At 60.1% G+C, this 24,223-nt stretch carries 19 protein-coding genes; 12 read left to right on the top strand and 7 right to left on the bottom strand.

Annotation, left to right across the window (positions count from 1 at the left end; genetic code table 11):
- The first annotated feature begins 73 nt into the window (after positions 1-73).
- From lptF to pdxJ, 8 genes are all read left to right on the top strand, one after another.
- Positions 74-1,192 (top strand): LPS export ABC transporter permease LptF, encoded by a 1,119-nt coding sequence (gene lptF / locus EAH78_RS05760; RefSeq protein WP_140666547.1) that lies wholly within the window; start codon positions 74-76, stop codon positions 1,190-1,192.
- On the top strand, positions 1,185-2,246 hold the full coding sequence (gene lptG, locus EAH78_RS05755) for an LPS export ABC transporter permease LptG (protein WP_140666545.1): 1,062 nt from the start codon (positions 1,185-1,187) through the stop codon (positions 2,244-2,246). The genes lptF and lptG overlap by 8 nt, the downstream gene beginning before the upstream one ends.
- 170 nt (positions 2,247-2,416) lie before the next feature.
- Positions 2,417-4,216: a translation elongation factor 4 gene (lepA, locus tag EAH78_RS05750; RefSeq protein ID WP_140666543.1), complete on the top strand. Its 1,800-nt coding sequence runs from the start codon at positions 2,417-2,419 to the stop codon at positions 4,214-4,216.
- A 5-nt stretch (positions 4,217-4,221) separates the two neighbouring features.
- Positions 4,222-5,076: a signal peptidase I gene (lepB, locus tag EAH78_RS05745; protein WP_027924884.1), complete on the top strand. Its 855-nt coding sequence runs from the start codon at positions 4,222-4,224 to the stop codon at positions 5,074-5,076.
- 184 nt (positions 5,077-5,260) lie between these two features.
- The gene (rnc, locus tag EAH78_RS05740; protein ID WP_027924885.1) at positions 5,261-5,950 is read left to right on the top strand and encodes a ribonuclease III; all 690 of its coding nucleotides are present in this window, start codon (positions 5,261-5,263) and stop codon (positions 5,948-5,950) included.
- Positions 5,943-6,845, top strand: a complete 903-nt coding sequence (era, locus tag EAH78_RS05735) for a GTPase Era (protein ID WP_027924886.1) — start codon at positions 5,943-5,945, stop codon at positions 6,843-6,845. The genes rnc and era overlap by 8 nt, the downstream gene beginning before the upstream one ends.
- A 175-nt stretch (positions 6,846-7,020) precedes the next feature.
- On the top strand, positions 7,021-7,710 hold the full coding sequence (recO, locus tag EAH78_RS05730) for a DNA repair protein RecO (protein ID WP_140666541.1): 690 nt from the start codon (positions 7,021-7,023) through the stop codon (positions 7,708-7,710).
- Between the two features lie 47 nt (positions 7,711-7,757).
- Positions 7,758-8,501: a pyridoxine 5'-phosphate synthase gene (gene pdxJ / locus EAH78_RS05725; protein WP_027924888.1), complete on the top strand. Its 744-nt coding sequence runs from the start codon at positions 7,758-7,760 to the stop codon at positions 8,499-8,501.
- Between the two features lie 144 nt (positions 8,502-8,645).
- Here the strand turns inward: pdxJ and mltF are convergent, their stop codons facing one another.
- Complete coding sequence (gene mltF / locus EAH78_RS05720; RefSeq protein ID WP_140666539.1) at positions 8,646-10,106, bottom strand: membrane-bound lytic murein transglycosylase MltF; 1,461 nt, start codon at positions 10,104-10,106, stop codon at positions 8,646-8,648.
- 273 nt (positions 10,107-10,379) lie between these two features.
- Between mltF and purL the strand changes: the two genes are divergently transcribed.
- The 4 genes from purL (at position 10,380) to EAH78_RS05700 (ending at position 15,946) form a co-directional block, all read left to right on the top strand.
- The gene (gene purL, locus EAH78_RS05715; protein ID WP_140666537.1) at positions 10,380-14,276 is read left to right on the top strand and encodes a phosphoribosylformylglycinamidine synthase; all 3,897 of its coding nucleotides are present in this window, start codon (positions 10,380-10,382) and stop codon (positions 14,274-14,276) included.
- A gap of 5 nt (positions 14,277-14,281) precedes the next feature.
- On the top strand, positions 14,282-14,593 hold the full coding sequence (locus EAH78_RS05710) for a YqfO family protein (RefSeq protein WP_059181570.1): 312 nt from the start codon (positions 14,282-14,284) through the stop codon (positions 14,591-14,593).
- Between the two features lie 278 nt (positions 14,594-14,871).
- On the top strand, positions 14,872-15,510 hold the full coding sequence (locus tag EAH78_RS05705; RefSeq protein ID WP_193560066.1) for a DUF6036 family nucleotidyltransferase: 639 nt from the start codon (positions 14,872-14,874) through the stop codon (positions 15,508-15,510).
- Positions 15,494-15,946 (top strand): hypothetical protein, encoded by a 453-nt coding sequence (locus tag EAH78_RS05700; RefSeq protein ID WP_140666535.1) that lies wholly within the window; start codon positions 15,494-15,496, stop codon positions 15,944-15,946. The genes EAH78_RS05705 and EAH78_RS05700 overlap by 17 nt, the downstream gene beginning before the upstream one ends.
- A 150-nt stretch (positions 15,947-16,096) precedes the next feature.
- On the opposite strand, the gene nagE is transcribed toward EAH78_RS05700, so the two are convergent.
- From nagE to EAH78_RS05670, 6 genes are all read right to left on the bottom strand, one after another.
- The gene (gene nagE, locus EAH78_RS05695) at positions 16,097-17,812 is read right to left on the bottom strand and encodes an N-acetylglucosamine-specific PTS transporter subunit IIBC (protein ID WP_140666533.1); all 1,716 of its coding nucleotides are present in this window, start codon (positions 17,810-17,812) and stop codon (positions 16,097-16,099) included.
- A gap of 32 nt (positions 17,813-17,844) precedes the next feature.
- Positions 17,845-20,361, bottom strand: coding sequence for a phosphoenolpyruvate--protein phosphotransferase (gene ptsP, locus EAH78_RS05690; RefSeq protein ID WP_140666531.1), 2,517 nt, complete (start codon positions 20,359-20,361; stop codon positions 17,845-17,847).
- A gap of 35 nt (positions 20,362-20,396) precedes the next feature.
- Positions 20,397-21,419 (bottom strand): SIS domain-containing protein, encoded by a 1,023-nt coding sequence (locus EAH78_RS05685; protein ID WP_140666529.1) that lies wholly within the window; start codon positions 21,417-21,419, stop codon positions 20,397-20,399.
- Positions 21,400-22,506, bottom strand: coding sequence for an N-acetylglucosamine-6-phosphate deacetylase (gene nagA / locus EAH78_RS05680; protein WP_140666527.1), 1,107 nt, complete (start codon positions 22,504-22,506; stop codon positions 21,400-21,402). The genes EAH78_RS05685 and nagA overlap by 20 nt, the downstream gene beginning before the upstream one ends.
- Before the next feature lie 17 nt (positions 22,507-22,523).
- Positions 22,524-23,255 carry a GntR family transcriptional regulator gene (locus EAH78_RS05675; protein ID WP_140666525.1) on the bottom strand — a complete coding sequence of 244 codons (732 nt, stop codon included), beginning with the start codon at positions 23,253-23,255 and terminating at the stop codon, positions 22,524-22,526.
- Positions 23,256-23,703: 448 nt separating this feature from the next.
- Complete coding sequence (locus EAH78_RS05670; RefSeq protein ID WP_140666523.1) at positions 23,704-24,207, bottom strand: L,D-transpeptidase family protein; 504 nt, start codon at positions 24,205-24,207, stop codon at positions 23,704-23,706.
- Positions 24,208-24,223 lie beyond the last annotated feature (16 nt).

The raw sequence follows: 24,223 nt of genomic DNA, 5'->3' as shown, positions 1-24,223 counted from the left end.
GCTCTGCCCTGCGGGCTGTCTGATACGTTTGCTTGTTTGGCCGCCTTAGCCTGACAACCCTGGAGTGTCTGGTTTGATTGTCTTCCGTTATCTGTCCCGCGAAGTCCTGTTGACCTTGAGCGCTGTCAGCGCCGTGCTGCTAGTCATCATCATGAGCGGTCGCTTCATCAAATACCTCGCTCAGGCGGCCTCGGGCCTGCTGGATCCGGGCTCGCTATTCCTGATCATGGGCTTCCGCCTGCCGGGCTTCCTGCAGCTGATCCTGCCGCTAGGCCTGTTTCTCGGGATCCTGCTGGCGTACGGCCGCCTGTACCTCGAAAGCGAAATGACCGTGCTGTCGGCCACCGGCATGAGCCAGCAGCGTCTGTTTGTCATTACCCTGTTTCCGGCCACGCTGGTGGCGCTGGTCGTGGCCTGGTTGAGCCTGAGCCTGGCGCCACAAGGTGCCAATCAGTTCCAGCTGCTGCTGAACAAACAGGATGCGCTGACCGAGTTCGACACCCTCGAACCTGGTCGCTTCCAGGCCCTGCGTGACGGAACTCGGGTGACCTATACCGAGCAGCTGACCGATGATCGCGTCAATCTGGCGGGTGTGTTCATTTCGCAAAAGAACACCAGCTCCGACCAGAATGATCGCGGGATTTCCGTGCTGGTGGCCGAGAAGGGGCGCCAGGAAATCCGCCCGGACGGCAACCGCTACCTGATTCTCGACAACGGCTATCGCTACGACGGTAATCCGGGGCAGGCCGACTATCGCGCGATCAAGTACGACGAGTACGGCGTATTGCTGCCCAAACCGGACGTCAGTGACGAAGTGACTGATCGTGATGCAATGACCACCCGCGCCTTGATCGGCAGCGAAGACACGCGCCTGCGCGCGGAACTGCAATGGCGTCTGTCCCTGCCGCTGCTGGTGTTCATCGTGACCTTGATGGCGGTGCCGCTGTCACGGGTCAACCCACGCCAGGGGCGTTTCCTCAAGCTGTTGCCGGCGATTCTTCTCTACATGGCTTACCTGACTATTCTGATTGCCGCCCGCGGTGCTCTCGACAAGGGCAAGATCCCGCCTGCCTTGGGGTTATGGTGGGTTCACGGGTTGTTCCTGATCATCGGTCTCGGGCTGCTTTACTGGGAGCCGTTGCGCTTGAAGATGGCGAGTCGCCGTAGCGCGCTGGAGGTGGCTCGTGGTTAAGCTCGATCGCTACATTGGTAGCAGCGTGTTCATGGCAATCCTGGCCGTACTGGGGATCATTCTCGGCTTGGCGACGCTGTTCGCCTTCATAGATGAGATGGGGGAAATCAGCGATACCTACACGTTGCTGGACGCAACCAGCTACATCTTGCTGACGGCGCCACGCCGTCTTTACGACATGTTGCCAATGGCGGCACTGATCGGGTGCCTGATTGGCCTCGGCAGTCTGGCCAGCAACAGTGAGTTGACCATCATGCGCGCCGCTGGCGTGTCGATCGGTCGGATCGTCTGGGCGGTCATGAAGCCGATGCTGATCCTGATGGTCGTGGGTGTAGTGATCGGGGAATACGTTGCGCCTGCTACCGAGGTCACGGCGCAGGCCAATCGCTCGCTCGCCCAGGGCAGCGGTGATGCGCAAAGCGCCAAACACGGCTTGTGGCACCGCCAGGGTGACGAGTTCATCCACGTCAACTCCGTGCAACCCAACGGTGTTCTGTACGGCGTGACTCGTTATCGCTTCGATAAAGAACGGCACATGTTGTCGGCAAGCTTCGCCAAGCGTGGCGAATTCGACAAGGATCACTGGCAACTCAGCGATGTCACGACCACGGTGTTCCACGACAAGAGCACTGAAGTGGTTACCACCCCCGTCGAGCGCTGGGAAATTGCCCTTAGTCCTCAATTGCTGGACACCGTGGTCATGGCGCCCGAGTCGCTGTCGATCAGCGGGTTGTGGGGTTACATCCACTATCTGGCGGATCAGGGCCTGAGCAATGGCCGCTACTGGCTGGCTTTTTGGGTCAAGGTGTTGCAGCCCCTGGTGACGGCGGCGCTGGTACTGATGGCGATTTCCTTCATCTTCGGTCCTCTGCGTTCGGTGACCCTCGGCCAGCGTGTGTTCACCGGCGTTCTGGTGGGCTTCACCTTCCGTATTGTCCAGGATTTGCTGGGGCCTTCGAGCCTGGTGTTCGGTTTCTCTCCTCTGTTTGCGGTGCTGATTCCGGCCGGTGTCTGTGCCTTGGCCGGTGTCTGGTTGTTGCGCCGGGCCGGTTGATCGAGGTTTTTTCCTGACATCGTCGCCATCTGAAACGCCCCTGTCGCAAGACCGGGGCGTTTTTGTACATGCCGTCTGACCTGCGAACGTGACGCTTGCGCCGTGGATCAGGTACAATTCCCGGCTATTTTTCGGCGGGCTATGCCTGCAGCCTTTTTGAGTGTTGATCCGTGAGTGATTTGAGTCATATCCGCAATTTCTCCATCATCGCCCACATTGACCATGGCAAGTCGACGCTGGCTGATCGATTCATCCAGATGTGCGGCGGCCTTGCCGAGCGCGAAATGGAAGCCCAGGTGCTGGACTCCATGGACCTGGAGCGTGAACGCGGGATCACCATCAAGGCCCACAGCGTCACCCTTTATTACACCGCTCGCGATGGCATCAAGTACCAGTTGAACTTCATTGACACCCCCGGCCACGTTGACTTCACCTATGAAGTCAGCCGGTCGCTGGCGGCCTGTGAAGGTGCGTTGCTGGTGGTCGATGCCGGTCAGGGCGTTGAAGCGCAGTCGGTTGCCAACTGCTACACGGCGATCGAGCAGGGCCTGGAAGTCATGCCGGTCCTGAACAAGATCGACCTGCCACAGGCCGATCCGGACCGCGTCAAAGAAGAAATCGAAAAAATCATCGGTATCGATGCCACCGATGCGGTCGAGTGCTCGGCCAAGACCGGTCTGGGCGTCGACGAGGTGCTCGAGCGTCTGGTCGCCACTATTCCGCCGCCGACCGGCAACTATGAAGATCCGCTTCAAGCGTTGATCATCGACTCCTGGTTCGACAACTACCTGGGCGTTGTTTCCCTGGTACGCGTACGCCACGGTCGTGTGAAGAAGGGCGACAAGATCCTGGTCAAATCCACCGGCAAGATCCATCTTGTGGACAGCGTCGGTGTTTTCAACCCGAAACACACCCCAACCGTTGACCTGAAGGCCGGTGAAGTGGGCTTCATCATTGCCAGCATCAAGGACATTCACGGTGCGCCAGTGGGCGACACCCTGACCTTGAGCTCGACGCCAGACGTCGACGTGCTGCCAGGTTTCAAACGCATTCAGCCGCAGGTCTACGCCGGCCTGTTCCCGGTCAGCTCCGACGACTTCGAAGATTTCCGTGAAGCCCTGCAAAAGCTCACGCTCAACGACTCGTCCCTGCAGTACACCCCGGAAAGCTCCGACGCGCTGGGCTTCGGCTTCCGTTGCGGGTTCCTCGGCATGCTGCACATGGAAATCATCCAGGAGCGCCTGGAGCGCGAGTACGACCTGGACCTGATCACCACGGCGCCGACGGTAATTTTCGAGCTGTTGCTGAAAACCGGTGAAACGATTTACGTCGATAACCCGTCGAAGCTTCCGGACCTGTCCTCGATCGAAGACATGCGTGAGCCGATCGTGCGGGCCAACATTCTTGTGCCGCAAGAACACCTGGGCAACGTCATTACCCTGTGTATCGAAAAACGTGGCGTGCAACACGACATGTTATTCCTCGGTTCCCAGGTCCAGGTGACCTACGATTTGCCGATGAACGAAGTGGTCCTGGACTTCTTCGATCGTCTGAAGTCGACCAGCCGCGGTTATGCGTCGCTGGATTACCATTTCGATCGTTATCAATCGGCTAGTCTGGTGAAACTGGATGTGCTGATCAACGGTGACAAGGTCGACGCCCTGGCGCTGATCGTGCACAAGGATAACGCGCACTACAAAGGTCGCCAGTTGACCGAGAAGATGAAAGAACTGATTCCGCGCCAGATGTTCGACGTCGCGATCCAGGCCGCCATTGGCGGGCAGATCATTGCGCGAACCTCCGTCAAGGCACTCAGAAAGAACGTATTGGCCAAATGCTACGGCGGTGACGTTAGCCGTAAGAAGAAACTGCTTGAAAAGCAAAAGGCCGGTAAAAAACGCATGAAGCAAGTCGGCAACGTGGAAATTCCACAAGAAGCCTTCCTTGCAGTGCTCAGGTTGGATAGTTAGGTCCTATGTCACTAAATTTCCCGCTGTTGCTGGTCATCGCCGTGTTCGTCTGCGGCCTGTTGGCGTTGCTCGATCTGGTTTTTCTGGCGCCGCGTCGGCGTGCTGCCATTGCCTCCTATCAGGGCAGCGTCAGCCAGCCTGATGGGGTGGTGATCGAGAAACTGAACAAAGAGCCGCTGCTGGTCGAATACGGCAAGTCGTTCTTCCCGGTGTTGTTCATCGTGCTGGTCCTGCGTTCGTTCCTGGTGGAACCGTTCCAGATTCCGTCCGGCTCGATGAAACCAACCCTGGACGTGGGCGACTTCATTCTGGTGAACAAGTTTTCTTACGGGATCCGCCTGCCGGTGATCGACAAGAAAGTCATCGAAGTCGGTGATCCGCAGCGCGGCGATGTGATGGTGTTCCGTTACCCGAGCGATCCGAACGTCAACTACATCAAGCGTGTAGTGGGCCTGCCGGGCGACACGATTCGCTACACCGCGGACAAGCGTCTGTTCGTCAACGGTGAGTCGATCGCCGAGCAGCTGGTCGGCTCCGAGCCGGGCACGCTGGGCAGCGCTGAGCTCTACAAGGAAAAACTCGGCGTTGCTGAGCACCTGATCCGCAAGGAAATGAGCCGTTATCGCGCCACGCCGGACCATTCGTGGACCGTGCCCGCCGGGCACTATTTCATGATGGGCGACAACCGCGACAACTCCAACGACAGTCGCTACTGGGATGATCCAAGTATTCCCAAGGATCTGCTGGGCATGGTTCCCGACAAGAATATCGTCGGCAAGGCCTTCGCAGTCTGGATGAGCTGGCCGGAACCTAAACTCAGTCACCTGCCGAATTTCTCGCGGGTTGGCCTGATCAAGTAATCACACACGGCGCTGTTGAACACAGCGCCGAATGCTTTTCTGGAGTCGGCACAATCGGCCCCGGCAGCATGAAGCCAATGATATTCAGGACGTTATTTTTGAACACAGCGTTAATTGTCCCAGGCCTGCGCCGTATCACGGCGATGGCGGTGGAAACCAACCACGAACTCAGCGTGGGTAAACCGTGAGCGTCTCCTTAAGTCGTCTAGAGCGTCAGCTCGGCTACACCTTCAAGGACCAGGAACTGATGGTTCTGGCCCTGACTCACCGCAGCTTTGCCGGGCGTAACAACGAACGTCTGGAGTTCCTCGGTGATGCCATCCTTAACTTCGTCGCTGGCGAGGCGCTGTTCGATCGCTTCCCGCTGGCCCGCGAAGGCCAGTTGTCGCGTTTGCGCGCACGCCTGGTGAAAGGTGAGACGCTGGCCGTACTGGCTCGCGGTTTCGATCTGGGCGACTACCTGCGCCTGGGCTCCGGTGAACTGAAAAGCGGCGGCTTCCGTCGCGAGTCGATTCTGGCCGATGCCCTGGAAGCGCTGATCGGTGCGATCTACCTCGACGCCGGCATGGACATGGCGCGCGAGCGTGTGTTGGCCTGGCTGGCCGGTGAGTTCGAAGGCCTGACACTGGTCGACACCAATAAAGATCCAAAAACCCGCCTGCAGGAATTCCTGCAATCGCGTGGTTGTGAGCTGCCACGTTACGAAGTGGTGGATATCCAGGGTGAGCCGCATTGCCGGACGTTCTTCGTCGAATGTGAAATCACCTTACTGAATGAAAAAAGCCGAGGTCAGGGTGTGAGTCGTCGTATTGCCGAACAGGTAGCGGCCGCCGCAGCACTGATTGCCCTGGGTGTGGAGAATGGCAATGACTGATACAAACGCAACTCGCTGTGGCTATGTTGCCATCGTCGGCCGTCCCAACGTGGGCAAGTCCACGCTGCTGAACCACATCCTGGGTCAGAAGCTGGCGATCACCTCGCGCAAGCCGCAAACCACCCGCCACAACATGCTCGGCATCAAGACCGAAGGTGCCGTGCAGGCGATCTACGTCGACACCCCAGGCATGCACAAGGGTGGCGAAAAGGCGCTGAACCGCTACATGAACAAGACCGCTTCAGCGGCGTTGAAAGACGTCGACGTGGTGATCTTCGTGGTTGACCGCACCAAGTGGACCGACGAAGACCAGATGGTCCTCGAGCGCGTCCAGTACGTGACCGGTCCGCTGATCGTGGCGCTGAACAAGACCGACCGCATCGAAGACAAAGCCGAGCTGATGCCGCACCTGAGCTGGTTGCAGGAACAGCTGCCGAACGCGCAGATCATGCCGATCTCGGCCCAGCACGGGCACAACCTCGAAGCGCTGGAGCGTGTGATCGCCGGTTACCTGCCGGAAAACGATCACTTCTTCCCGGAAGACCAGATCACCGACCGCAGCAGCCGCTTCCTCGCCGCTGAACTGGTGCGCGAGAAAATCATGCGCCAGATGGGCGCCGAGCTGCCGTACCAGATCACCGTGGAAATCGAAGAGTTCAAGCAGCAGGGCAAAACCCTGCACATTCACGCTTTGATCCTCGTTGAACGTGACGGTCAGAAGAAAATCATCATTGGTGACAAGGGTGAGCGTATCAAGCGTATCGGCACCGAGGCGCGCAAGGACATGGAGCTGCTGTTCGACTCCAAGATCATGCTCAACCTCTGGGTGAAAGTGAAAGGCGGCTGGTCCGATGACGAGCGCGCGTTGCGTTCGCTGGGTTACGGCGACCTGTAATCGCTTAACTCCGGATACACAAAGATCGAATGTGGGAGCGGGCTTGCTCGCGAATGCGATGTGACAGACAACGAAGATGTTGAATGTTAAGCCGCCTTCGCGAGCAAGCCCGCTCCCACATTGGTTAGCGCTGTTTTCACTGGCTGTATTCTCCCTCTAGAGATACTCGACGCCCATGTCCCAAACCCCACCCATCGGCCAACCCGCCTACGTGCTCCACTCCCGCGCCTACCGCGAAAACAGTGCGTTGGTGGACTTCCTCACGCCGCAAGGTCGGCTGCGGGCGGTGTTGCGCAGTGCGCGGGGCAAGGCGGGGACGTTGGCGCGGCCGTTCGTGCCGCTGGAAGTCGAGTTTCGCGGACGTGGCGAGCTGAAGAACGTCGGGCGGATGGAGGCCGCCGGTGTTTCAACCTGGCTTAGCGGTGAGGCGTTGTTTAGCGGCCTCTACCTCAATGAACTGTTGATCCGACTATTGCCCTCCGAAGACCCCCACCCGGGGGTATTCGATCACTACGCCGCGACCCTGCTCGCGCTGGCCGAAGGCCGTCCGTTGGAGCCGTTGTTGCGCTCTTTCGAATGGCGCCTGCTGGATGATCTCGGTTACGGATTTGCACTGACCACGGACATCCACGGCGAGCCCGTTGCCCCGGACGGTCTCTACCGCCTACAGGTGGATGCGGGTCTGGAGCAGGTCTATCTGCTGCAACCCGGTTTGTTCAATGGCACCGAACTGTTGGCCATGGCCGATGCCGACTGGACCGCGCCCGGCGCGCTGTCCGCTGCCAAGCGTCTGATGCGCCAAGCGTTGGCGGTTCATCTGGGCGGTCGTCCACTGGTCAGCCGCGAGCTGTTTCGCAAGCCGTAGTCTCCCCGTATGCTGTGCGCCGAATCTTTAAATTCAGGAGCGCTTCCGTGACCACCAGCAATCGCATTCTTCTTGGCGTGAACATCGACCACGTTGCCACCCTCCGTCAGGCCCGGGGCACTCGCTATCCGGATCCGGTCAAGGCGGCACTGGACGCGGAAGAGGCGGGCGCTGACGGCATCACCGTGCATTTGCGCGAAGACCGCCGGCACATCCAGGAACGCGACGTTCTGCTGCTCAAGGACGTGCTGCAAACCCGCATGAACTTTGAGATGGGCGTCACCGAAGAAATGATGCTGTTCGCCGAGCACATTCGTCCGGCGCACATTTGCCTGGTCCCGGAAACCCGCCAGGAACTGACCACTGAAGGTGGTTTGGACGTGGCAGGGCAAGAAGCTCGGATCAAAGCTGCCGTGGATCGCTTGTCGAAGATCGGCTGCGAAGTGTCGTTGTTCATCGACGCTGATGAGCGCCAGATTGAAGCCTCCCGTCGCGTGGGTGCGCCGGCGATCGAACTGCACACCGGGCGTTACGCCGATGCCGAGACGCCGACTGACGTGGCAGAAGAGCTCAAGCGCGTGGCAGACGGCGTGGCCTTTGGCCTTGCTCAAGGGTTGATCGTCAACGCCGGGCACGGTTTGCACTACCACAACGTAGAAGCCGTGGCGGCGATCAAAGGCATCAACGAGCTGAACATTGGCCACGCGCTGGTGGCGCATGCTTTGTTTGTTGGCTTCAAGTCGGCGGTATCTGAAATGAAAGCGCTGATCCTGGCCGCCGCAAAAGCCTAAGCCAAACAAAAAATCAAAATGTGGGAGCGGCGGTGCGACGATTCGACTTGCTCGCGAAAGCGGTGTGACAGTCGACATAAACGTTGAATGTTGAACCGCATTCGCGAGCAAGCCCTCTCCCACATTTGATCTGTGATGTCAGTGTTAGAGCGGCGAGGGTTCTTGAGCCGGCTTGGTCTTGTCGATCCCCGGCACATGCAGATTGCCTTCCGCCACCTGGTCACCCTCAAGCTGTGGCTGCGTGACCCACGTCAGGATGTCGTAATAACGACGGATGTTCGCCACGAAATGCACCGGCTCGCCGCCCCGGGCGTAGCCATAGCGCGTCTTGCTGTACCACTTTTTCTCTGACAGGCGCGGCAGGATTTTCTTCACGTCCAGCCACTTGTCCGGGTTCAGCCCTTCCTTCGCCGCCAGTTTTCGCGCGTCATCCAGGTGACCACTGCCAACGTTGTAAGCCGCCAGGGCAAACCAGGTGCGGTCTGGCTCCTGAATCGATTCGTCCAGCTGATCCTTCATATACGCCAGGTACTTGGCGCCGCCCATGATGCTCTGCTTGGGGTCGAGGCGGTTGGACACGCCCATGGCTTGCGCGGTGTTCTGGGTCAGCATCATCAGGCCGCGCACGCCGGTCTTGGACGTGACCGCCGGTTGCCACAACGACTCCTGATAACCGATTGCGGCCAGCAGGCGCCAGTCGACCTGTTCCTTCTTGGCGTAAGCCTTGAAGTGCTGTTCGTACTTGGGCAGCCGCTGCTGCAAATGCTGGGCAAACGTGGTGGCGCCCATGTAGCCGAGGACGTCGACATGTCCGTAATAGCGATCCTTGAGGCGCTGCAGGGTGCCGTTTTTCTGCACCTTGTCGAGGTAGGCGTTGATTTCGTTGAGCAGGCTGTTGTCTTCGCCCGCGGCCACGGCCCAGCTCTGGTTGCTGGCGTCACCGAGGTCAAAGGCGACCCGTATGTTGGTGAAGTACACCTGGTTCATCGCGACTTCGTTGGAGTCGACCAGGGTCAGGTCGATCTGGCCTTCATCGACCATGCGCAGCAGGTCGACGACTTCAACCGCGTCGGATTCTTCGTATTCAATGCCGGGGTATTTCTTTTTCAGCTCTGCCAGCTGTTCGGCGTGGGTGCTGCCCTTGAGCACCATGATCTTCTTGCCGACCAGGTCGCCCGCATCGGTTGGCCGTGACTGGCCGTTGCGGTAGATGATCTGTGGGGTGACTTCCAGGTAGGAGTGGGAAAACCGCACCTGCTTTTTACGTTCCTCGCTGCTGACCAGACCGGCAGCAGCCAGCACCGGGCCGTTAGGCTTGCCCACCTGATTGAACAGGTCGTCGAGGTTGTCGGCGGTCTCGATCTTGAGTTCCACCCCCAGATCGTCGGCGAAGCGCTTCACCAGCTCGTATTCGAAGCCGGTTTCACCGTTACGATCCTGAAAGTAGGTGGCGGGGCTGTTCCGGGTAACCACCCGCAGCACGCCATCCTCCTTTACGCGCTCCAGCGTGTTGGGTTTATCAACACAGCCACTGAGCATCAGGAAGAGTCCGGTTGCGATCAGCCATTTGGCGTACCGCGGACGCAAAGCCGTTGGGGAAAACATCTGCGCAGTATACGCAAAGGACCACGGCCGCCATATCTCGACAGAGAAGGGCTTGTCTGCTAGGCAATTGAAAACCGCTCCGGAGCCCGCAGGAATGGGCCCGAACAGGATTTTGTGACAGAAAAAATAACCCTTTTTGAGCGCCATTCTCAGGCCCGGATCCCCAGTCCGACACTTGGGTGTAGCCGCCTGTACCGTTTCGGGTGATGTCGCGGGCGGTTTAGGCTAGAATGCACGGCCTCAAAGCACACCCCTCCCGAGGCTGTCCCGAAGATGTTGATCCTGCGCGGCGCTCCTGCCCTTTCTGCCTTTCGCCACAGCAAACTCCTTGAGCAACTGAGCCAGAAGGTCCCGGCTGTCAGCGGCCTGTATGCTGAATTCGCTCACTTCGCCGAAGTGACCGGCGTCCTGACCGGCGACGAACAGCAGGTGCTCGCGCGCCTTCTGAAGTACGGCCCAAGTGTTCCGGTACAAGAGCCGACCGGTCGTCTGTTTCTGGTGTTGCCGCGTTTCGGCACCATCTCGCCGTGGTCCAGTAAAGCCAGCGACATCGCTCGCAACTGCGGCCTGAGCAAGATCCAGCGCCTGGAGCGCGGCATCGCGTTCTACGTGGCCGGCCAGTTCAGCGACGCCGAAGCACAGCTGATTGAAGGCGCCCTGCACGACCGCATGACGCAAATCGTTCTGGCCAACCTCGAACAGGCCGCCGGCCTGTTCAGCCACGCCGAACCGAAGCCGCTGACCGCGATCGACGTGCTGGGTGGCGGCCGTGCCGCGCTGGAAAAAGCCAACACCGAGCTGGGCCTGGCCCTGGCCGAAGACGAAATCGACTACCTGGTCAACGCCTTCGTCGGCCTCAAGCGCAACCCGCACGACATTGAACTGATGATGTTCGCGCAGGCGAACTCCGAGCACTGCCGTCACAAGATCTTCAACGCCAGTTGGGACATCGACGGTCAGAGCCAGGAAAAAAGCCTGTTCGGCATGATCAAGAACACCTACGTGATGCACAGCGAAGGCGTTCTGTCGGCTTATAAGGACAACGCCTCGGTGATCGTCGGCAACGTCGCCGGCCGTTTCTTCCCGGACCCTGAAACCCGTCAGTACGGCGCGGTGCAGGAACCGGTGCACATCCTGATGAAAGTCGAAACCCACAACCACCCGACCGCGATTGCCCCGTTCCCGGGCGCATCCACCGGCAGTGGCGGTGAGATTCGTGACGAAGGCGCGACTGGCCGTGGCGCCAAGCCAAAGGCCGGCCTGACCGGTTTCACCGTGTCCAACCTGCAAATCCCGGGCTTCGAACAGCCGTGGGAAGTGCCGTACGGCAAGCCTGAGCGCATCGTGACCGCGCTGGACATCATGATCGAAGGCCCACTGGGTGGCGCCGCGTTCAACAACGAATTCGGTCGTCCGGCCCTGACCGGTTATTTCCGTACCTTCGAACAGTCGATCACCACCCCGCGTGGCGACGAAGTTCGCGGTTACCACAAGCCGATCATGCTGGCCGGCGGCATGGGTAACATCCGTGCCGAACACGTACAGAAAGGCGAGATCACCGTTGGCTCCAAGCTGATCGTGCTCGGCGGCCCGGCGATGCTGATCGGTCTGGGCGGCGGTGCTGCTTCCTCCATGGCCACCGGCACCAGCTCGGCTGACCTGGACTTCGCTTCCGTGCAGCGCGAAAACCCTGAGATGGAACGCCGCTGCCAGGAAGTCATTGACCGTTGCTGGCAGTTGGGTGACAAAAACCCGATCAGCTTCATCCATGACGTCGGCGCGGGCGGTCTGTCCAACGCCTTCCCGGAACTGGTCAACGACGGCAACCGCGGTGGCCGCTTCGAACTGCGCAACATTCCAAACGACGAGCCGGGCATGGCCCCGCACGAAATCTGGAGTAACGAATCCCAGGAACGCTATGTGTTGGCGGTCGGCCCGGCCGATTTCGAACGCTTCCAGGCGATCTGCGAACGTGAGCGCTGCCCGTTCGCCGTCGTTGGCGAAGCCACTGCCGAGCCGCAACTGACCGTCACCGACAGTCACTTCGGCAACAGCCCGGTGGACATGCCACTCGAAGTGCTGCTGGGCAAAGCCCCGCGCATGCACCGTTCGGCCGTTCGCGAAAACGAACTGGGTGACGATTTCGATCCGTCGACGCTTGAGATTGCAGACTGCGTAGAGCGCGTCCTGCATCACCCGGCCGTGGCGAGCAAAAGCTTCCTGATCACCATCGGCGACCGCACCATCACCGGCCTCGTGGCCCGTGACCAAATGGTCGGCCCGTGGCAGGTTCCGGTGGCCGACGTTGCCGTCACCGCCACCAGCTTCGACGTCTACACCGGTGAAGCCATGGCGATGGGCGAGCGCACTCCGCTGGCGCTGCTGGACGCTCCGGCGTCGGGCCGCATGGCCATCGGCGAAACCCTGACCAACATTGCCGCTTCGCGCATCAACAAGATCTCCGACATCAAACTGTCGGCGAACTGGATGTCCGCTGCCGGCCACCCGGGTGAAGACGCGCGTCTGTACGACACCGTGAAAGCGGTCGGCATGGAGCTGTGCCCTGAGCTGGGCATCACCATTCCGGTGGGCAAGGACTCCATGTCCATGGCCACACGCTGGAGCGACGAAGGCGTCGACAAGACCGTCACGTCGCCAATGTCCCTGATCGTGACCGGTTTCGCGCCAGTGGCTGACATCCGTCAGACCCTGACCCCGGAACTGCGCATGAACAAGGGCACCACCGACCTGATCCTGATCGATCTGGGCCGTGGCCAGAACCGCATGGGCGCCTCGATCCTGGCCCAGGTGCACGGCAAGCTCGGCTCGCAAGCGCCGGACGTTGACGATTCCGAAGACCTCAAGGCCTTCTTCGCCGTGATCCAGGGCCTGAATGCCGACGGTCACCTGCTGGCGTACCACGACCGTTCCGACGGTGGTCTGCTGACCAGCGTGGTGGAAATGGCCTTCGCCGGCCATTGCGGTCTGAGCCTGAACCTCGATGGCCTGGCAGAAACTTCCGCCGACATCGCGGCGATCCTGTTCAACGAAGAATTGGGTGCCGTAATCCAGGTTCGTCAGGACGCCACTCCGGACATTCTCGCGCAGTTCAGCGCGGCCGGTCTGGGCGACTGCGTGTCGGTGATCGGTCAGCCGATGAACAATGGCCAGATCAACATCACCTTCAACGGCGAAACCGTGTTTGAGGGTCAGCGTCGTCTGCTGCAACGTCAGTGGGCCGAAACCAGCTATCAGATCCAGCGTCTGCGTGATAACGCCGACTGCGCCGAACAAGAGTTCGACGTGCTGCTGGAAGAAGACAACCCGGGCCTGAGCGTCAAGCTCAGCTTCGACGTCAATCAGGACGTCGCCGCGCCTTACATCAAAAAAGGCATTCGCCCACAGGTTGCCGTACTGCGTGAGCAGGGCGTCAACGGTCAGGTGGAAATGGCTGCCGCCTTCGACCGCGCCGGTTTCAACGCAATCGACGTGCACATGAGCGATATTCTGGCCGGCCGTGTCGACCTGAACGAGTTCAAAGGCCTGGTGGCGTGTGGTGGTTTCTCCTACGGCGACGTTCTCGGTGCCGGCGAAGGCTGGGCCAAGTCCGCGCTGTTCAACAGCCGCGCTCGCGATGCGTTCCAGGGTTTCTTTGAACGTACCGACAGCTTCACCCTCGGCGTGTGCAACGGTTGCCAGATGATGTCCAACCTGCACGAGCTGATCCCGGGCAGCGAATTCTGGCCACACTTCGTACGCAACCGCTCCGAGCAGTTTGAAGCGCGCGTGGCGATGGTTCAGGTCCAGGAGTCGAACTCGATCTTCCTGCAGGGCATGGCCGGTTCGCGCATGCCGATCGCCATCGCTCACGGTGAAGGCCATGCCGAGTTCGCCAGCGAAGAAGCGTTGCTGGAAGCGGATCTGTCGGGTTGCGTGGCGATGCGTTTCGTCGACAACCACGGCAAGGTCACCGAAAAATACCCGGCCAACCCGAACGGCTCGCCGCGCGGGATCACCGGATTGACCAGCCGCGACGGTCGCGTAACGATCATGATGCCGCACCCGGAGCGTGTGTTCCGCGCGGTGCAGAACTCGTGGCGTTCGGAAGAGTGGACCGAAGACGCACCCTGGATGCGTATGTTCCGTAATGCTCGCGTCTGGGTGAACTAAGCGTCGTGTACAAGCTGAGTTTTTTTGTTCCGGCCAGTCATGTGGAACAGGTCAAGAGTGCCGTTTTTGCCGCCGGTGGCGGACGGATCGGTGCTTATGACCATTGCGCGTGGCAGGTGCTCGGTCTTGGTCAGTTTCGCCCGTTGGATGGCAGTCAGCCGTTTATTGGGGAAGCGGGGCAGGTTGAGCAGGTTGAGGAATGGAAGGTTGAGCTGGTGGTCAGCGATGAGTTGATTCGGGCGGTGGTGGTGGCTTTGAAAGAGAGCCATCCCTATGAGACGCCGGCCTATGAGGTGTGGCGGTTGGAGGATTTTTGATCTTCTGGCTGCTGAAATGAGGAACCCGCTGATGAAGATCAGCGGGTTTTTTATTGTTCGAGATTTGAACTGATGTACACAGCTCCGACTGTGGAGCTGGCTAGAAGGTAATGACGGCCGGATCTCCGTCCATTTTCATCGATGTGTGGATACCCATTCTTGCGGCAATGGCTACGTCGCTTGAGGAAAAATCAGACAGCCTTTTCAGGTTGTCCGTCGGAAGTGCCAAGTCCAGCCTTTGTCCATCACAAACACTTCAATCCACTTGAGGTTCAAAGATGGAATTGCCGGACATAATTACTCCCAGGATTAATTCGAACAGCTCGCTTGGGCAGGCGCTGATTTCGATGTTCAAATCCGTCGAATTAGAACTAGTCGCTGAGTGCGCAGAGCCAGGGGCGTTCAAGATAATCGTGTTCGGAGGGTGCGCAGTTCACCTCTACACCCATCACCGCGTGTCAACTGATGTTGACGCTGAGATCTATTATGCAAACCTCCCACAGGGTCTTCACCTACAGACCTTGCTCGCAGAAGTACCTGAACAATTCGTTGATGAGCAATCCGGTCGGTTGATGGAGCTGAACTACGACCTTCAATACAACACCAGCTTCGGTCCCATTCATGAAGACTACTGGGAGCGTAGTCTTCCCCTTGCAGATTTCTCCTTAGCGTCACCGCTGCATGTCCATATTGCTGCTCCTGTGGACATTGCAATATCCAAACTGGGTAGAGCGACAGAGCAGGATGTTGGCGACGTCATAGCGCTGCTCCGTGCGGGTTTCGTACTGACGACGGAACTCCGTCGTCTGGCAATGCAGGCAATTGATGTATATGTTGGCAACAAAGAGCCACCCACCACCGTTCTCACCAATATCTTGCAAGATTACCTGGAGACTACAGATGGCGACGCCACATAGCGGCCACGTCCTCTCATCCGCTTTGGACACCTTGGTCAAAAAACCTTTGAATCAAGCAGACGACGCTGCGCTGGTCAACGCTGCCAAAGCTGTTTGGTACTCTGGTTTGAATCTTGAGAGTGAAGTAACTGCTTTTTTGAACTGCCACACTGATGAGGTAGAAGTTCGGCGTGCAGGCTATTTACTCGAACGGTTTACTCGTTTTGCGTGCGTGTCCGATAGCCGCGTGTTGGAAACCCTCAATGCTCTTGAGCTTTTTGCGTACTCGACTTCCAAGCAAGGGGAGGCGCCCTATGCAGTCGTACCCCTTCGTAGGCGCCGTGATGTACTTGCCGTTTCTTGGGGGCTGAATGAAGGCCTCGGCCTGAAGGCTCAAGCTCTCATGCCATTCCAGACTCGGCATTACGAGGCAGAGCAGCGCGCAACGTCTGCTTGAGCCTAAGTGGGCGGCATCCCGATCTGCTGGGGTAGTTGAAATGAACAAGCCCGCAGGGCCGGTCATGGTCTGCGGGTGTTGAGTCCCAGGCGTTACTTAGGGCCTCATCGCGAGCAAGCTCGCGATGACGGACTGCCAGGCGCCATCGATTCAGACCTTCGCACTCACCTCACTACGATTCACCAACACCTCCAGCGCATTACTCAAACTCGATGCCTTGTCACCAATCAGCAGGTGCCAAACACCACCTTCCAGCTGACTAACACCCTGACACCCAAGCGCCTTCAAATCACATTCTGACAACGCCTTGCCATCCGCCAGCACCAACCGAATCCGGGTCATGGCGATGCAGTCCATCTGCAATACATTGTCTCCGCCGCCCAAGGCATTCAGCCATTGCTGCGCCTCTGAAGTCGCCACAGCAGCGGGTGCAGGGGCATCGATAACAGCAGGAGGAGAGGACACAATCGCCCGCCCCAGTGCCGGCATTGCCAGGCGAATCTCATCAGCAATGCTGTCCGCCATCGGCCCGACCACCACCTGCAAACTCCCACCTTTACCTGGACGCACAACCGCCATCGCCCCCAGCGCTTTCAACTCGGCATCGTTGGCCTTGCTGCGATCCACCATGTCCAGGCGCAACCGCGTGGTGCATGCACCCACGGTGATCAAGTTGGCCGCACCGCCCAGTGCCTTGATGTAGGCCCCGGCGCGTTCATTTTCCGCGACGACAACCTTCTCACCAGAAACAACCTCTTCACGCCCCGGCGTCTTGAGGTTGAAACGACGGATACAGAAATCAAACACCACGTAGTAGATCACCGCATACGCCAACCCCACCGGAATCACCAACCAGCCATTGGTGGATTTTCCCCAGCCAAGAATCATGTCGATGAAGCCGCCAGAGAACGTGAACCCAAGGTGGATGTTCAGCGCGTTGGTGATCGCCATCGACAACCCCGTCAACAGCGCATGCAGCAAATACAGAAATGGTGCGAGGAACATGAAGGCGAATTCGATCGGCTCGGTCACGCCGGTCAGAAACGATGTCAGGGCCATCGACAGGAAGATCCCGCCCATGACCTTGCGCCGTTCCGGCAGCGCGTTGCGGTACATCGCCAGGCAGGCGGCCGGCAGGCCGAAAATCATCATCGGGAACATGCCGGTCATGAACTGGCCGCCTTTCGGGTCACCGGCGAAGTAGCGTGACAGGTCGCCAGTGACCATGGCGCCCGTGGTCGGGTCGGTGAAGTTGCCGAAGACGAACCACGCCATGTTGTTGAGGATGTGGTGCAGGCCGGTGACGATCAGCAGGCGGTTGAACACGCCGAAGACGAAAGCGCCGAAGCTGCCGCTCTCCATCATCAAGGTGCCGAAGCTGTTGATGCCTTGCTGGATCGGGGGCCAGATCAAGCCGAAGATCACCCCCAGGCCGACAGCGGCAAACCCGGTGACAATCGGCACAAAGCGCCGACCGCCAAAGAACGCCAAGTACTCCGGCAGCTTGATGTCTTTGAAGCGGTTGTACAGCGCGCCGGCCATCAAGCCACTGACGATCCCGGCGAGCATGCCCATGTTGATGCTTGCATCCAGCACCTTGAGGGTGGAGATCATCACCAGGTAACCAATCACCCCGGCAAGGCCTGCGGTGCCGTTGTTGTCCTTGGCGAACCCAACCGCAATGCCGATGGCGAAGATCATCGCCAGGTTGGCGAAGATCACCTGGCCGGCGTCGTGGATGATCGCGATGTTCAGCAAATCGGTGTCGCCCAGGCGCAGCAGCAATCCGGCAATCGGCAGGATCGCGATCGGCAGCATCAGTGCGCGGCCGAGGCGTTGCAGGCCTTCGATGAAGTATTGGTACATGGCGTAGCTCCCTGGATTCTTGTTGTAGTTGTTCAGCTCAGAGGCCAATGCTGATGACAGGCGTGACGCACTGCGCCGGCGCTGCTCAGCTTGAGCAGGCCGTGGCTGATGCGTCGGCATTGCGCGGCGTCGAGGTGGCGCACGCGGTCTTTGATTTCGCCGATTTGCACCGGGCTCACCGATAACTCGCTGACGCCCAGGCCGATCAACACAGGCGTCGCCAGCGGGTCGGAGGCGAGTGCACCGCAGACGCCAACCCAGCGGTTATGCACCGCCGCACCCGCGCAGGTTTGGGCGATCAATCGCAGCAGCGCCGGGTGCATGGCGTCGACGCGTGAAGCGAGGCCCGCGTGGTCGCGGTCCATGGCCAGGGTGTATTGCGACAAGTCGTTGGTGCCGATGGACAGAAAGTCTGCGTGTTCGGCCAAGTGCTCGGCCATTAATGCGGCGGCCGGAACTTCGATCATCACGCCCAACTCCGGGCGTTCACTCACGCCGAGTTCAGAGCACAACGCCTCGAGGCGCTTGCGAATGTGCAGCAGTTCGTCGACCTCGGTGACCATCGGCAAAAGAATCCGGCAGCGCGACAGCGGGCTGACGTGCAGCAGTGCGCGCAGTTGCTGATCGAGCAGTTCCGGGCGCACTTGAGCCAGGCGAATGCCGCGCAAGCCAAGCACCGGATTGGCCTCGGCCGGCAGGGGCAGGTAGTCGAGTTGCTTGTCGCCGCCGACGTCGATGGTGCGGATGATCACCGATTTGTCGCCCATCGCATCGAGCACGGCCTGGTAGGCGAGGCGCTGTTCCTGTTCATCCGGCGCGGTGTTGCGATCCACGAACAGAAACTCGGTGCGCAGCAGACCGATGCCATCGGCGCCGTTAGCCAGCGCGTCGACCGCTTCAGCGCTGGAGGCGACATTGGCGGCCACCTCGATGTGCAAGCCATCGAGTGTCAGTGCGCGGGTGTGTGCTTGAGATTGTTGAAGCGCGCGACGTTTCTGTTGATCGAGTTGCGCCTGATGCACATTGGCCAGGCGTTCGGCGGTCGGTGCCAGTTCGAGACGACCACCATCAGCGTCCAGCACCACCGATTGACCTTGCTCAAGGTTCAGCAGCGTCGAACCCAGTGCAACCATGCAAGGCAAGCCTTTGCCGCGCGCCAGAATCGCCACGTGGGACGTCGCTCCGCCCTCGGCCATGCACAACCCGGCGACACCTTGCTGGCTGAGTTGCAACAGGTCGGACGGGGTCAGTTCCTGCGCCGCGACAATGGCGCCCGCCGGCACGTCGTAATGCCAGGCTTCGCCGAGCAAGGCGCGCAACACGCGTTGTTTGAGGTCGCGCAGATCATTGGCGCGCTCGGCCAGCAACGGGCTGCCGAGTTGTTGCAGGACTTCGCACTGGGCGTCGATTGATTGGCTCCAGGCGTGGGTCGCGGCGATGCCTTGGTCGATGGACACGTTCGCAGCGACCAGCAGTGCCGGATCTTCCAGCAGCGCCAAGTGCGCTGCAAAAATCGCTTCTTCGTCGGTGTTCTTGTGCTTTTTGGCCTGGGCCAGGGTGTGGGCGATTTCGCTGCGCACGAGGGTCAGCGCGGTATCGAGCGCATGCCGTTGTTGCTCGGAATCATGACCGCCGGCATCAACCGGCAGGCTGATGGCGTTCAATCGAAACAGTGGCCCACCCAATAGGCCCGGCGCGGCACAAACACCGTGCAACACTCCCGCTTCGGCGGGGCGATTGCGTTGGGCAATCGGCGTTGGCGCGGCGGCGTGGGTGTCCTCAGCCAGGGCGGTGGACAGTGTGGTCAACAAAGCTTGCAACGCCGCTTCGGCGTCCGCGCCCTGGCAACTGACTTGAACTTCGTCCTGCTCGCCGATCGCCAGGCCCATTAATCCGATCAAGCTGTCACAGGTCGCCGATTTACCGCCGAAATGCAGCTGCGATTTGCTTTTGAAACCTTGCGCGGTCTGACGAATCAGCGCCGCAGGGCGCGCGTGTAAACCGCCGCGAAAGGCGACGTGAACATGTCCGTGAACTTCGATACCCGAGGCGTCGGTTTCGACCTGCGCGCCGGTCGCCTGTCGGCGAATAATGTGCAGCAACGGCTCGCCGACCTTGACCGATTTGAGGGTGATCGGCCGCGCTTGAAAATCCCCGCTATTGGTCAGGATCATCAGGCTGACCAGGCTTTTGCACTGCTGCGCAACCTTGTCCAGGTCATAGCGCAACAGCGGCTGGCCATTGCTTACCCGCGCGCCTTCCTTGACCAGCATCGAGAAGCCTTCGCCCTGCAACTCGACTGTGTCGAGGCCCAGATGCAGCAGCAGTTCGGCGCCGTTGTCGGCGCGCAAGGTAATCGCGTGCCCGGTTCTGGCGACGTGGACGATGACGCCGGCGCAAGGGGCATGAAGGGTGTCGTTCAGTGGGTCGATGGCGATCCCGTCGCCCATGGCGCCGCTGGCGAACACCGGGTCCGGGACCTTGGCGAGCGTGAGCACCGGGCCGCTGAGCGGGGCGCTGAGGGTCAGCTCTTTATTGTTGTTATGCATGGCTCGGTCTCATGAATAAATAATGACGATTCGGATCAATGGGTGCGCGTGACTTTGCTCAGATGACGCGGTTGGTCCGGGTCCATGCCACGGGCCACAGCCAAGCCGGCGGCCATGACGTAGAAACTCTGGATCGCCAGGATCGGATCAAGGGCCGGGTGTGCGGCGCGGGTCAGGGTGAGGTCGCGTTCGGCAATGTCATCGGGCGCGGCCAGCAATACGCGGGCACCGCGTTGACGCATGTCGGCGGCCAGGCTCAACAGGCCGGACTGCTCGGCACCGCGTGGGGCGAAGATCAGCAGTGGATAATTTTCGTCGATCAAGGCCATCGGGCCGTGGCGGACTTCGGCGCTGCTGAACGCTTCCGCCTGAATCGCCGAGGTTTCCTTGAATTTCAGCGCCGCTTCCTGGGCGATGGCGAACCCGGCGCCGCGACCGATCACCATCAGGCGTTGGCAATCGCGTAGGGCGTCGATGGCCACGCTCCAATCCTGTTGCGCGGCGTCACGCAGACCTTCCGGCAGGGCGTTGCCGGCTTCGAGCATTTCCAGGTCTTCGTTCCAGTGCGCGATCAGACGGGCGCTGGCGCTGAGCGTGGCGATAAAACTCTTGGTCGCGGCGACACTGCTTTCGGTGCCTGCCAACAACGGCAGGCTGAATTCACATGCCGCCTCCAGTGGTGAACCTTCGGCATTGACCATGGAAATGCTCAAGGCGCCACGCTTGCGCAGCAGGCGCAGGCTGTTCACCAGATCCGGACTTTGCCCGGACTGCGAGAAGGCAAACGCCACCTGGCCGCTGACCTTTAATGGCGCTTGCTGCATGGTCACCACCGACATCGGCAACGACGCCACCGGAATGCCCAGCAGTTGCATGGTCAGGTAGGCGAAGTAACTGGCGGCATGGTCGGAGCTGCCACGGGCGACAGTCATCACCACTTGCGGTGGCTGGCGGCGCAGGCGTCCGGCGATCTCGATCATCGGCGGATCGAGCTTTTGCAATTGGGCCTGCACGGCCTCGAACGAGGACAGCGCCTCTTCAAGCATTTTTGAAGTCAATGTCTTCTCCTTCGACCATGACGGCGGTCAGTGTGAGAGAGCGATCCAGCCGCACGCAGTCGGCCCAGCTGCCCGGTGTGAGGCGCCCGCGTTCTTCAAGGCCGAGGTAATCGGCGGGGAATTGCGAAAGACGTTGCGAGGCCTCGGCAATCGGCAAACCGATCTTCACCAGATTGCGCAACGCTTGATCCATGGTCAGGGTGCTGCCGGCCAGCGTGCCGTCGGGCAAGCGCACGCCGCCCAGGCATTTGGTCACGGTGTGGCTGCCGAGCTTGTACTCACCGTCGGGCATGCCGGCGGCGGCGGTGGAGTCGGTGACGCAGTACAGGCACGGGATCGCGCGCAGGGCCACGCGGATGGCGCCGGGGTGTACGTGCAGCAGGTCCGGAATCAGCTCGGCGTATTTGGCGTGGGCCAGTGCTGCGCCGACGATGCCCGGCTCGCGATGATGCAGCGGGCTCATGGCGTTGTAGAGGTGAGTGAAACTGCTTGCACCGGCCGCCAGCGCCGCGACGCCTTCCTCGTAGCTGCCGAGGGTATGGCCGATCTGCATGCGCACGCCGCGAGCGCTGAGGGTGCGGATCAAGGCATCATGGCCGGCGATTTCCGGGGCGATGGTGATCACACGGATCGGCGCCAGCGCCAGGTATTCCTCGACTTCGGCCATCAACGCGGTGTGCGCGAAGTTCGGTTGTGCGCCGAGTTTGCCGGGGTTGATGTACGGGCCTTCGAGGTGCACGCCGAGTACCCGGGCGCTGCCTTTGGGGCGGGTCTCGCAGAACTCGCCGACCGCTTTGAGTACGCTGGAAATCTCTTCGCTCGGCGCGGTCATGGTGGTCGCCAGCAGCGACGTCGTACCGAAGCGCACGTGGGTTCGGGTGATGGTCTCGAAGGCCGTTGCGCCTTCCATGATGTCTTTGCCACCGCCGCCGTGAACGTGCAGGTCGATGAAACCCGGCAGCAGATAAGGCAGGTCATTGTCCGCCGGATCGCAGGGCACGCCTTCGATCGACACGACTTTGCCGTGTTCGTGAATCAGCCGGCCGCGAACCCAGCCGTGGGCGGTGAGGATGTTGTCTTCGGTCATGATCGTTTTCCTGGTGCTTAGCGGCGAAGCTCTGCAACAAAGTCGTAGTAGTCGTTGCGGCAATAGGTGTCGGTGACTTCGATGGGCGTGTTGTCTTCCAGATAACCGACCCGGGTCATCAGCAACATGGCGGTGCCGGGGGCGATGCCGACCAGGGCGGCGAACTCGTCCGAGGCGTTGATCGCCTGGATGTGTTGCAGTGCGCGCACGACCGGTTTGCCGATGCCGTCGAGGTATTCGTAGAGGGAGTCGCCCACGGCTTGCGGCTTGGGAATGATCGAGGCGGGCAGGGTGCTCATCTCGATCGCCATCACGGTGTCGTCGGCTTTGCGCAGGCGTTTGAGCCTCGCGACCTTGTCGTTCGGCGAGAGGCCGAGGCGGATCAATTCTTCGTGGGTTGGCGGGGTGATTTCCCGTTCCAGCCATTGCGACCCCGGAACGAAGCCCTTGAGTCGCAGCATTTCGCTGAAGCCCGAGAGGCGCGACAGCGGTTGTTCCAGACGTGGGGTGATGAACGTGCCGGAACCCTGGTTGCGGCGAATCAGGCCTTGATCGAATAACACCTCTAACGCCTTGCGTGCGGTGACACGGGAGATGCCGAGCGTTTCGCTGAGGCTGCGCTCTGACGGCATGGCTTGTTCAGCCTTCCACTGGCCGGCATGGATGGCCGCTTCCAGATTGCGCGCCAGTTGCAGGTACAACGGCGTGGGTTGGGTGTCGTCGGGGCGCAGGGCCTGGAGATCGTTCATGTCAGAAGTCCGGGGCGGATATTGGAATGTTGTCGCCCGTGAATGGTCTGAAATTAATACCACTTGAATACCATGTCAATGCCAGTGCTTTGTGGTGGGCGTGGGAAAGCCAGCTCCGTTGGGGGAGTCGTAAGGCGTTTGATTTGAAGTGGTATTAGAGGCGGGGGTGTTGGAAGCAAAGATCGCAGGTTGCGACAGCGTCTAAAGGTGGGAAAGGTATCTGCACTACGGACGTTGCTGCGGGCTGCAATTTTTTTGAATTTATTTTTTGGAGGTCGACCGAAGGTAGCGACTGAAGACAAAATTCGGGGCGACGCGACGCCCCTGTGGCGAGGGAGCTTGCTCCCGTTGGGGCGCGAAGCGGCCCTGAAATCAGTGAGTACGGTACCGGATCAAAGTGGGGTGGGGCTGCTACGCAGCCCAGCGGGAGCGAGCTCCCTCGCCACAGTTACGGGCGGATTTCGATCATCGTGCCGTCCGGCACCAGGCTCCAGACTTCGCGCATGTCCATGTTGCGCATGGCGATGCAGCCGTCGGTCCAGTCCAGGGTGTGGAACAGGTCTTCAGGGGTATCTTCCGTGTCCGGGGTGCCGTGGATCATGATCATGCCACCGGGATCGACACCTTCTCGCCGCGAACGGGCGGAGTCGCTGATGTTCGGGTAGGAGATGTGCATGGCCAGGTTGAAGCGGTCGCTGACCTTGCGCCAGTCCACCCAGTAGAAACCTTCAGGCGTGCGTTTGTCGCCCTCCATCAGCTTCGGCCCTTTGGGGTGTTTGCCCAGGGAAATGCGATAGGTCTTGAGCGGCTTGCCGTCATTGATCAATTGCAATTGGTGGGCGGACTTGAGAATCAGGACTTTTTCGATGGCTTTGCCGTCCAGGGTTTCCACGACGGAAGCCTGTGACATAGCGACGAACGACAAGCAAAACACGGCAAGCAACCAGCGCATTGAAACGATATCCCTA

Source organism: Pseudomonas arsenicoxydans (genome assembly GCF_006438915.1).
GTDB classification, from domain to species: domain Bacteria; phylum Pseudomonadota; class Gammaproteobacteria; order Pseudomonadales; family Pseudomonadaceae; genus Aquipseudomonas; species Aquipseudomonas arsenicoxydans_A.
Note: the sequence above shows the minus strand (reverse complement) of the source record. Positions and strands in the feature narration are given on the sequence as shown.